Annotated in this window: 18 protein-coding genes; 13 read left to right on the forward strand and 5 right to left on the reverse strand. The window is 63.0% G+C overall.

What is annotated here, in order from left to right; translation table 11 throughout:
• Positions 1 to 173: 173 nt before the first annotated feature.
• Positions 174 to 956 (reverse strand): LuxR family transcriptional regulator, encoded by a 783-nt coding sequence (locus AB5Y93_RS07770; RefSeq protein ID WP_368229123.1) that lies wholly within the window; start codon positions 954 to 956, stop codon positions 174 to 176.
• Positions 957 to 1,020: 64 nt separating this feature from the next.
• Between AB5Y93_RS07770 and AB5Y93_RS07775 the strand changes: the two genes are divergently transcribed.
• From AB5Y93_RS07775 to AB5Y93_RS07810, 8 genes are all read left to right on the forward strand, one after another.
• Positions 1,021 to 1,650 (forward strand): acyl-homoserine-lactone synthase, encoded by a 630-nt coding sequence (locus AB5Y93_RS07775; RefSeq protein ID WP_029313613.1) that lies wholly within the window; start codon positions 1,021 to 1,023, stop codon positions 1,648 to 1,650.
• A 233-nt stretch (positions 1,651 to 1,883) separates the two neighbouring features.
• Positions 1,884 to 2,783, forward strand: a complete 900-nt coding sequence (locus tag AB5Y93_RS07780; protein ID WP_143237012.1) for a LysR family transcriptional regulator ArgP — start codon at positions 1,884 to 1,886, stop codon at positions 2,781 to 2,783.
• A gap of 86 nt (positions 2,784 to 2,869) precedes the next feature.
• Positions 2,870 to 4,891 (forward strand): exoribonuclease II, encoded by a 2,022-nt coding sequence (locus AB5Y93_RS07785; RefSeq protein ID WP_103243799.1) that lies wholly within the window; start codon positions 2,870 to 2,872, stop codon positions 4,889 to 4,891.
• Between the two features lie 644 nt (positions 4,892 to 5,535).
• Entirely contained in the window at positions 5,536 to 7,464 is a 1,929-nt protein-coding gene (locus AB5Y93_RS07790) for a PTS mannitol transporter subunit IICBA (RefSeq protein ID WP_223955855.1), read from the forward strand.
• A 37-nt stretch (positions 7,465 to 7,501) separates the two neighbouring features.
• Positions 7,502 to 8,647 carry a mannitol-1-phosphate 5-dehydrogenase gene (locus AB5Y93_RS07795; RefSeq protein WP_039039765.1) on the forward strand — a complete coding sequence of 382 codons (1,146 nt, stop codon included), beginning with the start codon at positions 7,502 to 7,504 and terminating at the stop codon, positions 8,645 to 8,647.
• Between the two features lie 97 nt (positions 8,648 to 8,744).
• Positions 8,745 to 9,266: an MltR family transcriptional regulator gene (locus AB5Y93_RS07800; protein ID WP_010672759.1), complete on the forward strand. Its 522-nt coding sequence runs from the start codon at positions 8,745 to 8,747 to the stop codon at positions 9,264 to 9,266.
• A 94-nt stretch (positions 9,267 to 9,360) separates the two neighbouring features.
• A complete protein-coding gene (locus AB5Y93_RS07805) occupies positions 9,361 to 11,151 on the forward strand; it encodes a cation:proton antiporter (RefSeq protein WP_368229125.1) in 1,791 nt (596 codons plus the stop codon).
• Between the two features lie 69 nt (positions 11,152 to 11,220).
• Complete coding sequence (locus AB5Y93_RS07810) at positions 11,221 to 11,469, forward strand: hypothetical protein (protein ID WP_010672757.1); 249 nt, start codon at positions 11,221 to 11,223, stop codon at positions 11,467 to 11,469.
• A 36-nt stretch (positions 11,470 to 11,505) separates the two neighbouring features.
• Here the strand turns inward: AB5Y93_RS07810 and AB5Y93_RS07815 are convergent, their stop codons facing one another.
• Together AB5Y93_RS07815 and zntB are read right to left on the reverse strand one after the other, a co-directional pair.
• On the reverse strand, positions 11,506 to 12,024 hold the full coding sequence (locus tag AB5Y93_RS07815) for a mechanosensitive ion channel domain-containing protein (RefSeq protein ID WP_039039767.1): 519 nt from the start codon (positions 12,022 to 12,024) through the stop codon (positions 11,506 to 11,508).
• Between the two features lie 9 nt (positions 12,025 to 12,033).
• Positions 12,034 to 12,999 (reverse strand): zinc transporter ZntB, encoded by a 966-nt coding sequence (zntB, locus tag AB5Y93_RS07820; protein WP_174213885.1) that lies wholly within the window; start codon positions 12,997 to 12,999, stop codon positions 12,034 to 12,036.
• A 131-nt stretch (positions 13,000 to 13,130) separates the two neighbouring features.
• On the opposite strand from zntB, the gene AB5Y93_RS07825 reads away from it, so the two are divergent.
• The 3 genes from AB5Y93_RS07825 (at position 13,131) to AB5Y93_RS07835 (ending at position 14,580) form a co-directional block, all read left to right on the forward strand.
• A complete protein-coding gene (locus tag AB5Y93_RS07825; RefSeq protein ID WP_039039769.1) occupies positions 13,131 to 13,583 on the forward strand; it encodes a YaiI/YqxD family protein in 453 nt (150 codons plus the stop codon).
• Positions 13,584 to 13,704: 121 nt separating this feature from the next.
• Positions 13,705 to 13,974 (forward strand): PepSY domain-containing protein, encoded by a 270-nt coding sequence (locus AB5Y93_RS07830; RefSeq protein ID WP_010672753.1) that lies wholly within the window; start codon positions 13,705 to 13,707, stop codon positions 13,972 to 13,974.
• Positions 13,975 to 14,022: 48 nt separating this feature from the next.
• Positions 14,023 to 14,580 (forward strand): cytochrome b/b6 domain-containing protein, encoded by a 558-nt coding sequence (locus AB5Y93_RS07835; RefSeq protein WP_039039770.1) that lies wholly within the window; start codon positions 14,023 to 14,025, stop codon positions 14,578 to 14,580.
• A gap of 106 nt (positions 14,581 to 14,686) precedes the next feature.
• Here the strand turns inward: AB5Y93_RS07835 and AB5Y93_RS07840 are convergent, their stop codons facing one another.
• Complete coding sequence (locus AB5Y93_RS07840) at positions 14,687 to 15,892, reverse strand: NupC/NupG family nucleoside CNT transporter (RefSeq protein WP_010672751.1); 1,206 nt, start codon at positions 15,890 to 15,892, stop codon at positions 14,687 to 14,689.
• Between the two features lie 527 nt (positions 15,893 to 16,419).
• Here AB5Y93_RS07840 and dbpA point away from each other — a divergent pair.
• Complete coding sequence (gene dbpA / locus AB5Y93_RS07845; RefSeq protein ID WP_368229127.1) at positions 16,420 to 17,799, forward strand: ATP-dependent RNA helicase DbpA; 1,380 nt, start codon at positions 16,420 to 16,422, stop codon at positions 17,797 to 17,799.
• A gap of 85 nt (positions 17,800 to 17,884) precedes the next feature.
• Positions 17,885 to 18,175 (forward strand): YkgJ family cysteine cluster protein, encoded by a 291-nt coding sequence (locus tag AB5Y93_RS07850; RefSeq protein WP_039039772.1) that lies wholly within the window; start codon positions 17,885 to 17,887, stop codon positions 18,173 to 18,175.
• 9 nt (positions 18,176 to 18,184) lie between these two features.
• Here AB5Y93_RS07850 and AB5Y93_RS07855 read toward each other — a convergent pair whose 3' ends face one another.
• Positions 18,185 to 18,577 (reverse strand): hypothetical protein, encoded by a 393-nt coding sequence (locus AB5Y93_RS07855; RefSeq protein ID WP_368229184.1) that lies wholly within the window; start codon positions 18,575 to 18,577, stop codon positions 18,185 to 18,187.
• Between the last annotated feature and the right edge of the window lie 243 nt (positions 18,578 to 18,820).

Raw genomic sequence — 18,820 nt, forward strand, 5'->3', positions numbered from 1 at the left:
ACTGATGAAAACCAGGCCGAAACCACACAAAGAAGGTTGTCAATTGCAGGATCTGACAATTGTGGGGTCACAGCCCCGCCCCGAGAATCGGCGGCAGGATGGGACGGCGCAGGACAGCGGTGATGGCGACAGAGGGGATGCCAGGCGACGAGCCGGTGCCGCCGGGCCTGTTTTCACTGCAGCAGGGAGGGGAAGTTGGTGACCACCACCTGCTCCAGGTTCGGCAGCAGGATGCCGCTGCTCACCCCCTTGGCGATGGCCTGGTAGCGGTTCATCGACCCCGTCTTGCGGGTGACCTGATTGAGGTGGTAGTTCACGGTGCGCTCCGTGATGCCGAGGATGCAGGCGATCTCCCCCGATGTCTTCCCTTCGCTGGCCCAGAACAGGCACTCGGTCTCCCGCTCCGTCAGGGGCTCCTGGGGATCGTCCTCCCTCATGCTCTGGCGCACGATCCGGATCGCCGCCTCGAAGATGTAGTTGGACATCCAGGAGAGGATGGGCGAGGACTCCAGCATCAGATCGCTCGACGCCCGCTCCCGGGTGATGAAAGAGAGTATGCCGTTCTCCCCCGCCGCCCCGTGCAGCGGGAACGAGATGCCGTTGCGCAACCCGAATTCCGCCGCCAGCCCCATCACATCCATGCTCCCCTCTTGCAGGAAGCGCGCCTTCTCGTCCAGCCGGTTCCAGTAGATGGGCAGGGTCTGCCTGCGGGCGAGCTGGATGATGGGATCGCAGGCCAGCATGTTGTTCAGGGTGTAGGCCTGTACCCAGGAGTTGGGGCACTGGTTGAACAGCACCACCTTGGGCCTTTGCATCGACATGGGCAGGATGAGGGCGAAGCGGTAGTAGTCGTAACCCATTCCCAGGGTGAAGCGGCCGATGAGCTCGGACAACCGGTTGCCATCGGTCACCAGCGTGAAATGTTCCAGGTACTCAAGCAGTTGGTCGCGTGTCATAGGCAAGCCTCCCCTGGCCAAGGCCTTGGATTATAGCGCCTAACCATGAAATGGAGAGACATGAATGCTTGTTTTCAAAGGAAAATTGAAAGAACACCCCAGATGGGAGGTCGAAAACGAGCTCTACAGATTTCGCAACCGCGTCTTCTCCGATCGACTCGGTTGGGACGTGGAATCCCGCCGTGGCCTGGAGCGGGACAACTTTGACAAGCCCGACACCCACTGGGTGCTGATTGAAGACAAGCAGGGGCTGTGCGGCTGCATCCGCCTGCTCAGTTGCGCCCAGGATTACATGCTGCCCAGCATCTTCCCCACCGCCCTCGCTGGCGAAGCCCCGCCGCGCGGCAACGACGTGTGGGAGCTGACCCGCCTCGCCATCGACGCCGACCGGGCCCCTCGCCTGGAGAACGGCATCAGCGAACTCACCTGCGTCATCTTCCGCGAGGTGCTGGCCTTCGCCAGGGAGCAGGGGATCCGCGAGCTGGTGGCCGTGGTCAGCCTGCCGGTGGAGCGCATCTTCCGCCGCCTCGGCCTGCCCATCGAACGCCTCGGCCATCGCCAGGCGGTGGATCTGGGGGCCGTGCGCGGAGTCGGCATCCGCTTCCACCTGGACGAGCGTTTCGACCGCGCCGTCCATCGCCCCCTGCAGGGCCATTACCGGCCGGCGGGGGATGCACTGCTCGCCGTCATCTGAGCAAAAAAAGTCCCGGGACCGGCCCGGGATTCAAGACGCTCGCTATGGTCCGTTTCCACCCCATGCAAAAACGGACCGGGTGAGTATCTTATGAATCTCATGCCAGGACTACTGTCACATCTCACAGGGGCGGCCCCGGGCACGGGCCCCCTCCATGGGGGCGGTCAGGTTGTCCTCTGGCGCTCCCTTGAGTAGCATTCTTGCTGAACTCCCTTTTTTCATAAGGAATGCTGATGAAAACGCTGGACTACAAGCTGCTGCTGGCCCTGGACGCGGTGATCCGGGAGCAAAACTTCGAGCGTGCCGCCCAGCGCCTGCACATCACCCAGTCCGCCATCTCCCAGCGCATCAAGCAGCTGGAGCAGCAGTTTGCGGAGCCGCTCATCATCCGCAGCCAGCCGCTGCAGGCCACGGGGCTCGGCCAGAAGCTGCTGGCCCACTATCGCCAGGTGCGCCAGCTGGAGCTGGAGCTGGCCGGCGAACTCTCCCCCGACGAGCCCAGGGCCCCCATCCGGGTCAGCATCGCCGTCAATGCCGACAGCCTGGCCACCTGGTTCCTGCCCGCCCTGGCGCCACTGCTGGAGCAATACCCCATCGAGCTGAACCTGCTGGTGGATGACGAGAGCCGCACCCTGGACCGGGTGCGCGAGGGGCAGGCGTTCGGCGCCGTCAGCCTGCAACCCCAGCCGCTGGCGGGCTGCTGCGTCGACGAACTCGGCGAGATGCGCTATCTGCTCACCGCCAGCCCCACCTTCGTCGCCCGCCACTTCCCGAACGGCCTCACGGCGGCGGCCCTGGCCAAGGCGCCGGCGGTGGCCTTCGATCAGCGCGACGACATGCACATCAGCTACATGGCCCGTCATTTCGCCCTCCCCCCCGGTGGCTACCCCTGCCACACGGTGCGATCCTCCGAGGCCTTCGTCGCCATGGCGGAGCAGGGGCTGGCCTGCTGCCTCATCCCGGAATTGCAGATCCGCCAGCAACTGGAAGAGGGGCGCCTGCTCGATCTCAACCCGGATCACCACCTGGTCGAGCAGCTCTACTGGCACCGCTGGGTGCTGGAGCGGGGGCTGCACAAGCAGATATCCCAGCGCCTGATCCAGCAGGGACGACGGGCACTGCAACCCCGTTGAGGGGGCCATTCACCTTGGCTTTGGGGGGGTAAAAACGTATAGTGCTGGGCGATTAACCATCAGGTCTCCACTCAGGTTCCCCATTTATGTTCCAAGACAATCCGCTGCTGGCCCAGCTCAAGCAACAAATCCGCGAAAACATCCCCAAGAAAGAGGGTGTGATCCGCGCCTCCGATCGGGGCTTCGGCTTCCTGGAGGTCGATGAGAAGACCAGCTATTTCGTGCCGCCTCCCTACATGAAGAAGGTGATGCACGGTGACCGGGTGAGCGCCCTGATCCGCACTGAAAAAGAGAAAGAGGTGGCCGAGCCGGATGCCCTGCTGGAGCAGGCCGTCACCCGCTTCGTCGGCCGCGTGAAGATGTTCCGCGACCGCCTCAACGTGGTGCCCGACCACCCCCTCATCAAGGACGCCATCAAGGCCCGCGCCAAGAAGGGTCTGGACGAGAAATCCTTCAAGGAAGGGGACTGGGTGGTCGCCACCCTCAAGCGCCATGCCCTGGTGGACGGCAACTTCTCCGCCGAGATCACCCAGCTCATCGCCACCCAGGAAGATCACAACGTGCCCTGGTGGGTGGTGCTGGCGCGCCACAACCTGGCCCAGATTGAACCGGCGGACCTGCCGGAGTGGAAGGTGATCGAAGAGGAAGAGCTGCCCCGCCGGGATCTGACCCAGGTTCCCTTCTTCACCATCGACGGTGCCAAGACCAAGGACATGGACGATGCCCTGGCCATCACCAAGCTGGAGAACGGCTGGGAGCTGCTGGTGGCCATCGCCGACCCGACCGCCTATGTGGCCGAGGGGAGCGAGCTGGACAAGGAGGCCGCCCAGCGCGCCTTCACCGTCTACATGCCGGGGCGCAACGTACCCATGATCCCGCGCACCCTCTCCGACGAGCTCTGCTCCCTGAAAGAGGGCGAGGAGCGCAACACCCTGTGCGCCCGTCTGCTCATCGCCGAGGATGGCCTGCTGCTGGAGGAGACCGAGTTCTTCGCCGCCCGCATCGTCTCACATGCCCGTCTCAGCTATGACGACGTCTCCGACTGGGCCGAGCACGGCAAAGCGCTGGATATCGACGCCGGCGTCCTGGCCCAGCTGCCCCTGATGAAGGCGATGACGGAGGCCCGCATCAAGTGGCGTACCGAGCACGCCCTGGTGTTCCCGGACAGACCCGACTACGACTTCGAGCTGGGTGAAGACGGCGAAGTGCTGGCCATCCACGTGGAGCCGCGCCGCATCGCCAACCGCATGGTGGAAGAGTCGATGATCGCCGCCAACATCTGCGCCGGCCGCGTGCTGGGCAAAGAGGTCGGCTACGGCATCTTCAACGTCCACACCGGCTTTGACGAGGAGTCCCTGGACGGCGCCATCGAGCTGCTCAAGACCGCCGAGGCCCCGTTCGAGAAGGAAGAGATCGCCAGCCTCTCCGGCTTCTGCGCCCTGCGACGCTGGATAGACAACCTGGACACCCGCTGGCTGGACGGCAAGATCCGCCGCTTCCAGAGCTATGCCCTGATGTCCGCCGAACCGGGTGCCCACTACGGCCTGGGTCTGGATGCCTACGCCACCTGGACCTCCCCCATCCGCAAATACGGCGACATGGTCAACCATCGCCTGCTCAAGGCGGTCATCGCCGGCAAGACCCCGGGTGAGCGCCCCAGCCTGGAGCTGACCGAGCACCTGACCGCCTGCCGCCGCCTGCACCGCATGGTGGAGCGCGACATCGGCGACTGGCTCTATGTGCGCTACCTCAAGGCCGATGCGGGCACCGACAAGGTGTTCAACGCCGAGATCATCGACGTGATGCGCGCCGGCCTCAAGCTGCGCCTGCAGGAGAACGGCGCCGTGGTCTTCATGCCCGCCCGCCATATCCTGGACAACAAGGATCGGCTGGAGTGCAACTGGGACAACGGCCGCGTCTATCTGGACAAGACCGAGGTGGTCTACGAGCTCGGCCAGATCATCGAGGTGAAGCTGACCGAGGCGGTGGAAGAGACCCGCTCCCTCATCGCCAAGCCGGCGGTGGATCTGGTGCCGGGTCCGGCGCCGGTCGCTCCTGCCAGCGAGGCCGATGCAGCGCCTGCCGACGAGGCCCCCAAGGCGCAGTGATCCCCCTGCTTGTCTGCTCTGCAAAAGCCCGCATCCTGCGGGCTTTTTTTATGGCTGCGCTCCGCGGGCAGACGGAATGGGAGACCCGTTCGCAGGCCCCAGCCTGCGTCGCTACCGGCAGGGAGGATCGAGACGGGAGCGGATCAGGATCCGCCACCCGGGCGTCACAAGAGGCCTTGTCGGAACCGATCCTCTCGGGGGAAAAACTGAAAGTGGGTTACAAAATAAATGATTCATTGGTGATTAACGATGAACTACGGCATATCCATCGTCATTACTTGCGAATACGAGGCGACAAATCATGACTCATTTGAGTGCAAAATTTGATTTTGTGACGACAGTCACATTGACACCGTATTTGCGCAAACCGCAAAACGAGACATCAATCACAAAAAATTGACACCCAGAGGCGAGAAGATCGAAATGTAGCCGAAATACAGCGACTGACTGTGATCGTCATCACTATGTCGGGAGGGGGGAGGTCGGGGTATTTGAGATCCAGGTCACAAGACACCCCGTTTTCAGCCTAATTTGATCACAAGCTGGTAGATTGAAGTTGCTTAGACGACTGGGATGGGAGTTCGGCAAAACTCGTCATCCCGACTACCACTTTTAATCACACAGGCTTAAAACGGGGTCCCGACATGTTATCACCGGATACCAAAGTCAAGATACAGAATTTTGGACGCTTCCTGTCCAATATGGTCATGCCCAACATAGGCGCCTTCATCGCCTGGGGCTTCATCACCGCCCTCTTCATCCCCACTGGCTGGCTGCCCAATGAAACCTTGGCCAAGCTGGTCGGTCCCATGATCACCTACCTGCTGCCGCTGCTCATCGGCTATACCGGCGGCAAGCTGATCGGGGGTGACCGGGGTGCCGTGGTCGGTGCCATCACCACCATGGGTGTCATCGTGGGGACCGACATCCCCATGTTCATGGGCGCCATGATGGTCGGCCCGCTGGGTGGCTGGGCCATCAAGCGCTTCGACAAGGCGATGGAAGGTCGCGTCAAGAGCGGCTTCGAGATGCTGGTGAACAACTTCTCCGCCGGCATCATCGGCATGTTGCTCGCCATTCTCGCCTTCTTCGTCATCGGTCCCTTCGTCAAGGTGCTCTCCGGCGCCCTGGCCGGTGGTGTCGACTTCCTGGTCGCCCACAGCCTGCTGCCGCTGACCTCCATCTTCGTCGAGCCAGCCAAGATCCTGTTCCTGAACAACGCCATCAACCACGGCATCTTCTCGCCGCTCGGGATCCAGCAAGCCACCGAACAGGGCCGCTCCATCTTCTTCCTGATCGAAGCGAACCCGGGTCCGGGCATGGGCGTGCTGCTGGCCTACATGGTGTTCGGCCGTGGCGCCGCCAAGCAGTCCGCTGCCGGTGCGTCCATCATCCACTTCTTCGGCGGCATCCACGAAATCTACTTCCCGTACGTGCTGATGAACCCGCGCCTCATCCTGGCGGTGATCGCAGGCGGCATGACCGGGGTCTTCACCCTGACCCTGTTCAACGCCGGTCTGGTCTCCCCCGCCTCCCCGGGCTCCATCTTCGCCGTGCTGCTGATGACGCCGAAAGCCTCCCTCATCGGGGTGCTGCTCTCCATCGTCGCCTCCGCCACCGTCTCCTTCCTGGTCGCTGCTGTGTTCGTCCGTGCCCAGCAGCCGGAAGCCGACGAGGCCGATGCCCTGGGTGAAGCCACCCGCAAGATGAAGGCCATGAAGGGTGCCAAGCCCGAGACCACCGCCGCCAAGAAGCCGGAAACCGAGCTGACCGCAGTGCGCAACATCGTCGTCGCCTGCGATGCGGGCATGGGCTCCAGCGCCATGGGCGCCGGCATGCTGCGCAAGCGAGTGCAGGCCGCCGGTCTCGACATCAGCGTCACCAACCGTGCCATCAACAACCTGGACGATCAGGTGGATCTGGTCATCACCCACAAGGATCTCACCGACCGTGCCCGTCGCCATGCGCCGCATGCACAGCACATTTCGCTGACCAACTTCCTCGACAACGCCCTCTATCAGGAGCTGGTGCAGAACCTCAGCCTGGCCAACGCGGCCAACGATGACGTCGCCAACCCGCAACTGCTGGTGGCGGCCAACGACGACAGCTACGAGCCGCAGGATCCGGAAGTCTTCACCCTGAGCCTGCAGGACGTGCACCTGGGCCTCAAGGCCGAGAGCAAGGAAGCGGCCATCGTGACCGCCGGCAAGCTGCTGGCCGAGCGAGGCTATGTGGCACCGGACTACGTCGACGCCATGCTGGAGCGCGAACAGCTGGTCTCCACCTACCTCGGCGAATCCATCGCCGTGCCCCACGGCACCATCGCCGCCAAGGAGCACGTGAAGCGCACCGGCATCGTCATCTGCCAGTACCCGGCCGGAGTCGCCTTCGGCGAGGGCGCCGATGAGGTGGCGCGCCTGGTCATCGGCATTGCCGCCCGCAACGATGAACACATACAGGTCATAACCCGCCTGACCAATGCACTGGATGAGCCCGGTCTCGTCGACCGTCTGGCCAGCACCCAGGATCCCCAGGAGTTCCTGGATCTGCTGGGGGCCGAGCAGGCCGCGTAATCATCCGTCATCGTCTTTGGTTGTAGAGGTTAATATCATGAAAACATTGCATTTTGGTGCCGGCAACATCGGTCGGGGCTTCATCGGCAAACTGCTGGCTGACGCCAGCCATCAGGTCACCTTCGCCGACGTCAACGAGACCCTGATCGACCAGCTCAACCACCGCCAGGAGTACAAGGTGCACGTGGTGGGCACGGATCAGAAGCTGGACGTGGTGCGCAACGTTGCCGCCGTCAGCTCGGCCGGACACGAGGTGATCGCCCGTATCATCACCGCCGATCTGGTCACCACGGCGGTCGGCCCCAACATCCTGGACAAGATTGCCAGCACCCTGGCCAAGGGGCTGCAGGCCCGCTTCGATGCCGGCAACCTGACTCCCCTCAACGTCATCGCCTGCGAGAACATGGTGCGCGGCACCAGCCACCTCAAGGAGGAGGTACTCAAGTACCTGCCGGTCGCGTATCATGCCACCCTCGAGCAGTGCGTCGGCTTCGTCGACTCGGCGGTGGATCGCATCGTTCCGCCCGCGGCGGCGAACGACGATCCCCTGGAGGTGACGGTGGAGAGCTTCAGCGAGTGGATCGTCGATCGGACCCAGTTCAAGGGGGAGATGCCCCAGGTAGCGGGCATGGAGCCCACCGACAACCTGATGGCCTTCGTCGAGCGCAAGCTGTTCACCCTCAACACCGGCCACATCGTCACCGCCTACCTCGGCAAGCTCAGGGGCTATCACACCGTGCGCGAGGCGATCGAGGATCCGCTGATCCGCAGCAAGGTGCGCCGCGCCATGGAGGAGAGCGGGGCCGTGCTGGTGAAACGCTACGGCTTCGACCCGCGCCTGCACGCCGCCTACATCGAGAAGATCCTCTCCCGCTTCGCCAACCCCTATCTGGTGGACGAGATTGACCGGGTCGGTCGCCAGCCGCTGCGCAAGCTGGCGGCGGGGGACAGGCTGGTGAAGCCGCTGCTCGGCACCCTGGAATACGGCCTGCCGAGCGATCACCTGCAGGAGGGCATCGCCGCCGCACTGCATTACCGCAATGAGGACGATCCCCAGGCGGTGGAGCTGCAGGCCATGCTGGCGGAACTTGGTCCGGCACGGACCCTGGCCCGCGTCACCGGCCTGGATGAGCACAGCGATGTGGTACGCACCATCGTCGCCCGTTACAACAACTTGAAGTGACCTGATGGGGTGGCGTCACACCGCCCGTGACGGACCCCATACGATACAAACCGGGGGAGGGCCTGCTCTCCCCCTGTCAGCCGGACCCGAAGCACTTATGACCACACACCAGGAAGATGAAGTACTGGAGCGACTGAACGAGCAGGATGGCCCCCGCGGCTTCTTTCTCGAGGTCGTGACCATCCTGGAAGAGGCGGTCGACTCCCTGATGCGGCGAGCCTTTCGCCAGGAGGAGTATGCCGTCAAATACGCCATCGAACCCCTGCTCAACCAGAGCGGCCCCCTCGGCCAGCTGGAGGTGCGCCTCAAGCTCATCTTCGCCCTCGGCCTCATCTCCCTCGAGCGCTATCAGGATCTCGAGGCATACCTGAAGATCCGCGACTTTCTGGTACGCGACCCCAAGGATTACCGCTTCAGCGACAAGCCGGTCCGCGATCTGCTCGAGCGCCTGAATGCCATCCAGCAGGGCAGCATGATGCCGCAGGATCCCCCGGCCAACGAGGAGGACTGGCCCCTCTACCAGATGCAGCTCAACCGGCTCGATCAGATGGTGCGCTCCGCCCTGGTGCTGGCGGTGACCGATTGCGTCACCGAACTCCACAAAGAGAGCCCCATCTGATCTGAGCGGCTCTCCCCTGCACGCCTGGCGGGTGTCATCTTGCCCCCCTTCCCCGCTACACTAGGTCCAACCCCATCACCTGTACGAGGTTGGCATGATTGCTCTCTCCCTCGCCGGAATAGCCCTCATCTCCCTGCTCGCCCAATGGCTTGCCTGGTCCGTGCGCGTTCCCGCCATTTTGTTCCTGCTGCTGAGCGGCCTCTTGCTCGGCCCGGTGACCGGTCTGCTCGATCCCGATCAGTTGCTGGGGGATCTGCTGTTTCCCCTGGTTTCCCTCTCGGTCGCCATCATCCTGTTTGAAGGAGCGCTGACCCTGCACCTGACCGAACTCAAGGGGATCGGCAAGGTGGTACGCAACCTCTGCTCCACCGGCATGGTGACCAGCTTTGCCGTCATCGGCGCCGCCAGCTACTTCCTGCTTGGGCTGGACTGGCGGGTCGCCATGGTGCTCGGCGCCGTGCTGGTGGTGACCGGCCCCACGGTGATCGCCCCCATGCTCAACGTGATCCGCCCGGTCCGGGAGGTGGACAAGATCCTGCGCTGGGAGGGGATCGTCATCGACCCCATCGGCGCCCTGTTCGCGGTACTGGTGTTCGAGGCGGTGCGCCTCGGCAGCCAGGGGGATCTGGTCGGTCATACCCTGCTGGCCCTGGCCAAGACGGTGGGAGTGGGGTCGCTCATCGGGGTCGGTGCCGGCTGGCTCACCACCCTGCTCATCCGCAAGGACTGGCTGCCGGTCAGCCTGCACAAGTTCGGGGTACTGGCGCTGGTGCTGGTGACCTTCACCCTGTCTGACTGGCTCAGTCACGAATCCGGCCTGCTGGCGGTGACCGTGTTCGGCATCTGGCTCGCCAACCAGGAGGGGCTGGATCTGGAGGAGGTGCTGGCCTTCAAGGAGGATCTCGCCGTCATTCTCATCTCCTCCCTCTTCATCCTGCTGGCGGCCCGCCTCGATCTGGCCCAGCTCTGGCAGCTCGGCCCCATGGTGCTGGCCCTGCTGTGCGTGGTGCAGTTCGTGGCCCGCCCGCTCTGCATCCTGGTCTCGACCCGGGGGTCGGACCTGCCCTGGCGCGCCCGCGCCCTGCTCGCCTGGATAGCCCCCCGGGGCATAGTGGCGGCGGCGGTCAGCGCCTCCTTCGCCATCAGCATGCACGAGGCCGGCATCGAGGATGCCGACAAGCTGGTGCCCCTGGTGTTTGCGGTCATCATCTTCACCGTGGTGCTGCAGAGCCTGACGGCCACGCCATTGGCCAGATTGCTCGACATGCGCCAGAGCGCCCCCAATGTCTGGCTGCTCATCGGCGCCAACTCGGTGGCCCGGGCCATCGGCAAGGCGCTGGCGGACCAGGGGATCCCGGTGCAACTCTCCGATCCTGCCTGGGAGCACTGCAAGCTGGCCCGCATGAGCGGCCTGCCCTGCTACTTCGGCAACCCCCAGTCGGAGCACGCCGAGCGGCACCTGCCCCTCACCAGCATCAGCACCGTGCTGGCGCTCTCTCCCAGCCGCCACAACAACGCCCTCGGGGTGCTGCACTTCGCCCACCTCTACGGGGAGGAGAAGGTCCACTCCCTGCGTTCCAGCGAACAGCACGGCAAGGCCAACCGGGAGAGCGCCACCTTCCGTGCCCGCCAGAACCTGTTTGGCGCCGACATCAACTTCGCCAGGCTGAGCGGCCTGCTGAGCCGGGGCGGACAGATCAAGGCGACCCGCCTGAGCGACACCTTCGACTGGGACCAGTATCAGGAGGCCAATCCCGGCGCCATTCCTCTGTTCGTGCTGGATGCCAAGGCCAGACCCAGGGTGGTCACCGGTCCTGTCACGCCGCAGCCCGGAGAGCTGCTGATCGCCCTGCAACCGCCCCGTGAGGGGGCGACGGGGCCCTGATCCGATGACGGCGCCACCGGGAAGCAGAACTAGACTTGAGGGTGGCGCCATGAGTCATAGGAGGATGTCATGACAGTCAGTGAATTGCGCGCGCTTCACCAGCAGCACAGGTTCAAGGAGGCGGAGATCATGCACGACATCGTCTCCCCCGGCTGGATCGTGGAGTTCAGGGGGCAGGACGGCCACCTCTACGTGATGACGGATACCCTGGGGTGCCCCATGAGCTTCTCGTCCACCGAGGAGGCACGGGACCACATCCACCTGGTGGCCGACTGCCCCGTCCAGGTCGAGCACCTCTACCGCTTCTTCGAACGCTGAACAGCCATCGAAAAAGGCTCCCGAGGGAGCCTTTTCTCATTCCGGCTGCGTGGACTCAGCCTCCTTTCCCTCCAGCCGCCTCACCGGCTTTTGCAGAATAAGGTTCGCCGGATAGGTGACCAGATCGCCGTTGTCATCCCTCACCCGCACGTAGAAGAGGCCGATCTCGGTGATGATGCCGGTGACGGAGTCATCCTTGTCGAGGATGCGGATGCGATCGCCAATCTTGTAGGGGAAGGCGAAGAAGATGGTGATGCTGGCGGTGATGTTGGAGAGGATCGACCACTGGGCCACCATGGCGACCCCCAGTACCGCGAAGAAGGAGGAGGCGAGCACCACCAGCCGGGAGAAGTCGAGCCCCCAGACCCCGGCCAGGATCAGCAGGGTGGCGCAGCCCAGCAGGAAGTGGAATACGTGCTCCACGTAGAGTACCCGGTTCTCGCTCACCTGCCGGCTCTGGCCAAGGGCCATCAGGCTCTTGTGAATGAGGCCGCGCACCAGGGTGTGCCCCAGCAACAACAGCAGGGTCACGCCAAAAGATTCCCATGTCGTCATGTTCACTCCTTACCACCAGCGCCTGTGCTTGAGCCAGACCGCCAGTCCGGTCGCCAGCACCAGCAGGAAGCCACAGAACACCCAGAAGGCGGTCGGACTCTCGGCCCCGGGGATCCCCCCCAGGTTGATGCCGAACAGGCCGGTCAGGAAGCTGGCGGGCAGGAACAGCAGCGCCATCACCGACATCTGGTAGGCACGGCGGTTGGTCGCCTCCGCCATCAGGTTGTTGATCTCGTCCGCCAGCACGGCGGTGCGCGCCACCCCGGCATCCAGATCGTCCAGCCAGCGCCGCAAGCGGTCGGCGATGTCGAGCAGGCGTCGCCTGTCATCTTCGTCCAGCCAGCTGATCTTCTCGTTGGCCAGGCGCGCCACCAGATCCCGCTGGGGGGAGAGGTAGCGACGGATCATGATGAGCTGCTTGCGGATGCGCGCAAGCCGACCGTTGGCGGGCAGGTCGCGCATCAGCACCATCTCTTCCAGATCCAGGATCTGGTCGTGCAGCTCCTCGACGAACTCCCCGGCCCGGTCGGTCAGGGCGTCGCATATCTCCACCAGCCAGTCGGCGGGAGTGTCGGCACCGCCCCCCAGCGACAGCTGCTCGAACACATCTTTCTCGGAGAGCAGCGGACGACGTCGGCTGCTGATGATGAGATCCGGCGTGATGAAGATCCGCAGGGCCACCATCTCTTCAGGCCTGTGATCCTTGTTGTGGTTGATGCCGCGCAGGATCAGCAGCACCGTCTCCCCCATCCGCACCAGCTTGGGACGATTGCTCTGGCCGAGCAGGGCCTCCCGGGCCGCCTCCCCCAGCAGCGGCGTCTGTAGCAGCCAGCGCGCCGACTCCGGGTTGCCGTAGTCCAGATGCAGCCAGCCGGGCTGGGCACAGGGGATCTCGCTACCTTCGGCCAGCGGGGTCATGCCCCCCTTGCCGTCCAGGGTCAGGCCATAAATCACGTCACCGGGCACCCGATCCATCTCGTCTCCTTCTCGTTTCATGTGCAGGCCCCAGCTTACACCAAAGGCGGGGACGACTCAGCCCCGGGGCAGCCGCCCCGCACCAGCCATGCTAAGATGCGCCACCCGTTCCAGACACAGGAAGCCATGCCATGCCCATCTGGGTTGATGCCGATGCCTGCCCCATCCCGGTCAAGGAGATCCTCTACCGCGCCGCCCACCGCGCCCAGGTGGTGACCACGCTAGTGGCCAACCAGGGGCTCAGAGTCCCCCCTTCCCCCTTCATCAAGACCCAGCAGGTGGAGAAGGGCTTCGATGTGGCAGATCATGTCATCGCCCAGCAGGTCAAGCCCGGCGACCTGGTGATCACCGGCGACATTCCCCTCGCCTCCTGGGTCATCGACGCCGGGGGCGAGGCGCTCAATCCCCGGGGCGAGATCTACACCCGGGAGACCATCCAGGCACGGCTCGGGATGCGCAACTTCATGGAGGAGCTGCGCTCTGCCGGCGTCCAGACCGGTGGCCCTGCGCCCTTCAACGCCGCCGACAAGCAGCGCTTCGCCAATGCGCTGGACAAGTGGTTGGTCAGGGGCAAGCTGAGCTGATCACCCTCTCCCCGGCCCCCTGCCGGGGAGAGCCATTCATTTCCCTTTTCCCTTAATTCTTCCTTAATGCTCCTTGATTAGCCTTGCGACTGTTGACCCAACCACCCGCAAGGAGCAAGCAATGAAACTGACCCCCCTGTTGTTACTGATCCCCCTGTTGAGCGGCGCAGCCCTGGCCGACCCCCAATGCACCCAGGCCGACAAGAGCAAGTGGATGAGCGAAGCCGACGCCCAGCAGCAGATCAAGGCGATGGGCTACGACATCAAGAAGTTCAAGGCCACCAAGACCGGCTGCTACGAGATCTACGGCTGGGACAAGGAGAAGCGCAAGGTCGAGATCTACTTCGACCCGACTGACCTGAAAAAGGTGAAAGAAGAGATCGACGAGTAACGCCGCCCCGGGCCGGTCTTCCCCCGGCCCCCACCATGGAGCCTTGCCATGACACCTGCCTCTGAAGTGAAAGTCTGGGATCCCCTCATCCGGGTGTTTCACTGGGCGACCGTCACCCTCTGCCTGCTCAACTTCTTCGTGCTGGAAGAGGGCAGCAAACCCCACAGATATGCTGGCTACGCGGTGGGCATCCTGCTCATCATCCGCCTGCTGTGGGGGCTGGTCGGCCCCTATTACGCCCGCTTCGGCCAGTGGTGGCCAACCCCTGCCCGGGTCCGCTACTACCTGCGCCAGCTCGCCCAGGGGCGCCACCCCTACTACCTCGGCCACAATCCGGTCGGCTCCCTGATGATCTGGCTGCTGCTGCTGTCCCTGGTCGGGACCGTCGTCACCGGCTGGCTCACCACCTGGGATGCCTTCTGGGGCGAGGAGTGGCTGGAGGAGCTGCACGGCATCATCGCCAACACCCTGATGGCCGCCGTTGGCATCCATGCGGCAGTGGTACTCCTGACCGATCGCCTCACCCGCAGCGATTTGGTCCGCGCCATGGTGCTGGGCAAAAAGCGGGTCCCCGCCAACATCAAGGTGGAAGACCCCCGCGCTTGATGGCCGGGCTGCCGACCACTCCCCTCCTCTGTTCACCCGCTCATCTGCCCAAAAAAAGACCCCCTGCCAAGGCAGGGGGTCGTCATGAGCAGCGCGGGGGGAGGACCTAGATCATCACACCGGCGATAACGGCGGAGAGCAGGCTCACCAGGGTGGAGCCATAGACCAGCTTCAAACCGAAGCGGGAAACCATGTTGCCCTTCTCTTCGTTCAGCGCCTTCACCGCACCGGCAATGATGCCGATGGAGCTGAAGTTGGCGAACGACACCATGAAGATGGAGAGGATGCCGACGGTGCGCGGGGAGAGCTCGGCGGCAATCTTGCCCAGATCCATCATGGCCACGAACTCGTTGGTCACCAGCTTGGTCGCCATGATGGAGCCGGCCTGCAGCGCTTCACTGCCCGGGATGCCCAGGATCCAGGCAACGGGATAGAAGATGTAGCCCATGACGTGCTGGAAGTTGACGCCGAACGCCGCCTCGAACAGGTAGTTGATGAGGGCGATCAGGGCGATGAAGCCCACCAGCATGGCACCGACGATCACCGCCACGGTGAAACCGGCCATGATGTATTCCCCCAGCATCTCGAAGAAGTTCTCCTTCTTCGGCGTGTGGTGCTCGTCACCCTCGGCCAGCGCCTTGGCATCGGTCACGGTGTTGTCGGGCTCGTAGGGGTTGATGAGGGAGAGCACCACGAAGGTGCTGAACATGTTGAGCACCAGCGCGGCCACCACGTAGCGCGGCTCGATCAGCTGCATGTAGGCACCGACGATGGACATGGAGACGGTGGACATGGCCGTCGCCGCCAGGGTGTACATCTGCTTCTCGTTCAGGTGCGGCAGTATGTTCTTGAGGGCGATGAAGTTCTCGGACTGACCGACGATCATGGAGCTGATGGCGTTGAAGGACTCCAGCTTGCCCATGCCGTTGATCTTGGCCAGCACGGTGCCGATGCCACGAATGACGATGGGCAGCAGACGGATGTACTGCAAAATGCCGATCAACACGGAGATGAAGACGATGGGCATCAGCACCATCAGGAAGAAGGAGAAGGCCCCTTCGTTGACCAGACCGCCGAACACGAAGTCGGTCCCCTGCTTGGCAAACTCCATCAGCTTGGTGAAGCCGGCGGCAAAGCCACCCACCACCGCCAGACCCACTTCGGAGTTGAGCATGAACCAGGCGAGCGCCAGCTCGACCACCAGCAGCTGGCCGATGTAACGCAGCTTGATCTGTTTCCAGTTGCGGCGGTTTGCCAGCAACGCCAATGCCAGGACCATCACGAGTCCGAGCACGAAATGAACGTATTCCATACCAGTAGCACCCATTGAATTGTTATTTTTGACCGGCGCCATCATAAAGAACTGCATATTTAAAAATCAGAGAATCATCACAATCCGCGGTAAAAATATGCATGCGGAATAATACAAACGTTTTTAAATTAATTGCCAAGACACATGATTATTAATCGTCATTGAGAAAGCTTAAAAATAAATCAAAAACAATAAGTTATGCTCTTTTATTAATTTTATTCCTCATTCGTATATATATTTTATAACGGCTATATCCCATATGGCATCCTCCGATGACTCATCATCACCAAGACATGTTTAATTAAAAACGTTTTCTCGCCATTCATCCTGATCTGGCCATGACCACCCTGTTCCATTGTGCTCTTTTTACATACCGCAAGCCCGCCAACGCAGACAGAAGCCTCCATCGGCAACCCATGACACCAACCGTTCAAATATTCACCGCATCCGGCGGCACATTCTGGTATGATGCGCCCCCTTGCGCACCGCGCACCCCCATTTCTGGTTTTCCGACATAGAGTCCTTTTGTGAACAACAGCGAATTTAGCAGCCTGAACCTCTCCTCCGCCCTGCAGGACAACCTCGCCAGCCTGGGCTATCTGCAGATGACCCCGATCCAGGCCCAGAGCTTGCCCCTGGTGCTCGACGGCAAAGATTTGATCGCCAAGGCGAAAACCGGCAGCGGCAAGACCGCGGCCTTCGGCCTGGGTCTGCTGGCCAAGCTGGACGTCAACCGGCTAGCCGTGCAGGCGCTGGTGCTCTGTCCGACACGCGAGCTGGCGGATCAGGTGGCCACCGAGATCCGCCGTCTCGCCCGCACCCTGCCCAACGTCAAGCTGGTGACCCTGTGCGGCGGCACCCCGACCGCACCGCAATCCGCCACCCTGGGCTTTGGCGCCCACATCGCCGTCGGCACCCCGGGCCGGATCCTCAAGCACCTGGAGCAGGGCACCCTTGAGCTCGACGACCTCAAGACGCTGGTGCTGGACGAAGCGGATCGCATGCTGGACATGGGCTTTGGCGAAGACATCAACCGCGTCATCAGCCACGCCCCGCGGGATCGCCAGACCCTGCTCTTCTCCGCCACCTATCCGGAAGGGATCGCCCAGATGAGCCGCGGCGTGCAACGCAACCCGGTGGAGGTGAGCGTGGAGTCCCTGCACGAAGAGAGCGCCATCGAACAGAAGTTGTATGAAGTGCCGGCCGGCCAGCGCCTCGATGCCCTCACCTGGCTGCTCAGCCACTACCAACCGGGCTCCTGCGTGGTGTTCTGCAACACCAAGCGCGCCTGCAACGACGTGGCCGAGCACCTGGCCGCCAAGGGCTTCTCGGCGCTGGCGCTGAACGGTGACCTGGAACAGCGTGAGCGGGATCAGGTGCTGGTGCGCTTCGCCAACGGCAGCGCCACCATACTGGTCGCCACCGACGTGGCGGCCCGCGGCCTCGACATCAAGGAGCTGGGGGCCGTCATCAACTACGAGCTCACCTACGACCCCGAGGTGCACGTGCACCGCATCGGCCGTACCGGCCGTGCCGGCCAGCAGGGCCTGGCCCTGAGCCTCTACCAGCCGAACGAGGCCCAGCGCGTCAACTTCATCGAGGAGTACCAGCAGGCCCCCATTCCCCAGGGCGACCTGGCCGGGATCGGCCGCGACATCAAGCCGATCGCGCCGCAGATGGTGACCCTCTCCATCGATGCGGGCCGCAAGAGCAAGGTGCGTGCCGGTGACATCCTCGGCGCCCTGACCGGCGAAGGCGGCATTGCCGGGGCCGATGTGGGCAAGATCCAGATTTCCGAGCAGTACTCCTACGTGGCGGTGAAGCGCCAGGTGGCGAGCGCCGCCCTCAAGCGGTTGCAGGAAGGCAAGATCAAGGGGCGCAGCTACCGTGCCCACAAACTGGGCTAAGGTATTTCACACGCCCGGCCAGACCACAGGCGCCTGACAGGCGCCTGTTTCATATCATTCGCCGCCATGCGGCAAGACAGGTGACATGACCCAAGCAATCCAGAGCGATGTGAGCTGCCAGAACTGCGAAGCCTGCTGCTGCCGCCTCGAGGTGATGCTCTTCACCGACACCGGCGTGCCGGACCGCTATATCGAGGAACGGGAAGGAGAAGTGCCCGTGATGCACAGACTGGAAGATGGCTGGTGCGCCGCCCTCGACCGCAACACCATGATGTGTCGCATCTACGAGGTGCGGCCGCTTATCTGCCGTGAATTCGAGATGGGGGAGCCCGACTGCCTCGACGAGCGGGACAAGTGGTTCATCAGGCTGGAATGAACGGGAAGTTCAACCCGTGCTGACGTGGATCTCCTTGCCTTGCAGCCCCTCGAGGCGCTGTGTCAGCCAGTGGATGGCCTGTGCTTCCTCCTCGAAATAGCGCACCTCCTGAAAGGGAAGCTCGCTGAAGACGTGATCCGCCAGATAACGTTTGAAATCCCCGATCATGACCACCGCCAGAAAGGCGCAGCCATGAGTGGCGCACCAGTTGAACTGGCGACGAAAACGGGCCAGCACCTCGGGGCCGGCGGCCTCGAACTCGGTCGCGACCTCGACGATGCCCCAGGGGGCTCCCTGCAAACGGTTTATCTGTTGGCTGAACTTGCCCTCATAGGCCATGGCGCCTGCCAGGTTGAAAGGGCCGCTCGGCCGACAGATCAGCAGTTGCCCTTGTCGCTGCATCTCAAAATGGCCGTGTACTTGCACGTTCGCCTCCTGCCTTGAGTCCTTCGCTGCGGCTGATATGCCCTGTGTTGCCACAAAGTAAGAATTTATCCCCGAAAAGTCCATGAAGCTCCCCGCATTGTGAACGGAAAGCTCCATTCAACCCCCGTTTTTACCCCGGTGGCGGAATGTACATTTCTTCGACATGTTCTGTTGCAGTTAACAAAACGTTGCTGCTATTATCCGCGCCACTCAAAACAT

It is taken from the genome of Aeromonas sp. R10-1 (genome assembly GCF_040908465.1).
GTDB classification, from domain to species: Bacteria; Pseudomonadota; Gammaproteobacteria; order Enterobacterales; family Aeromonadaceae; genus Aeromonas; species Aeromonas caviae.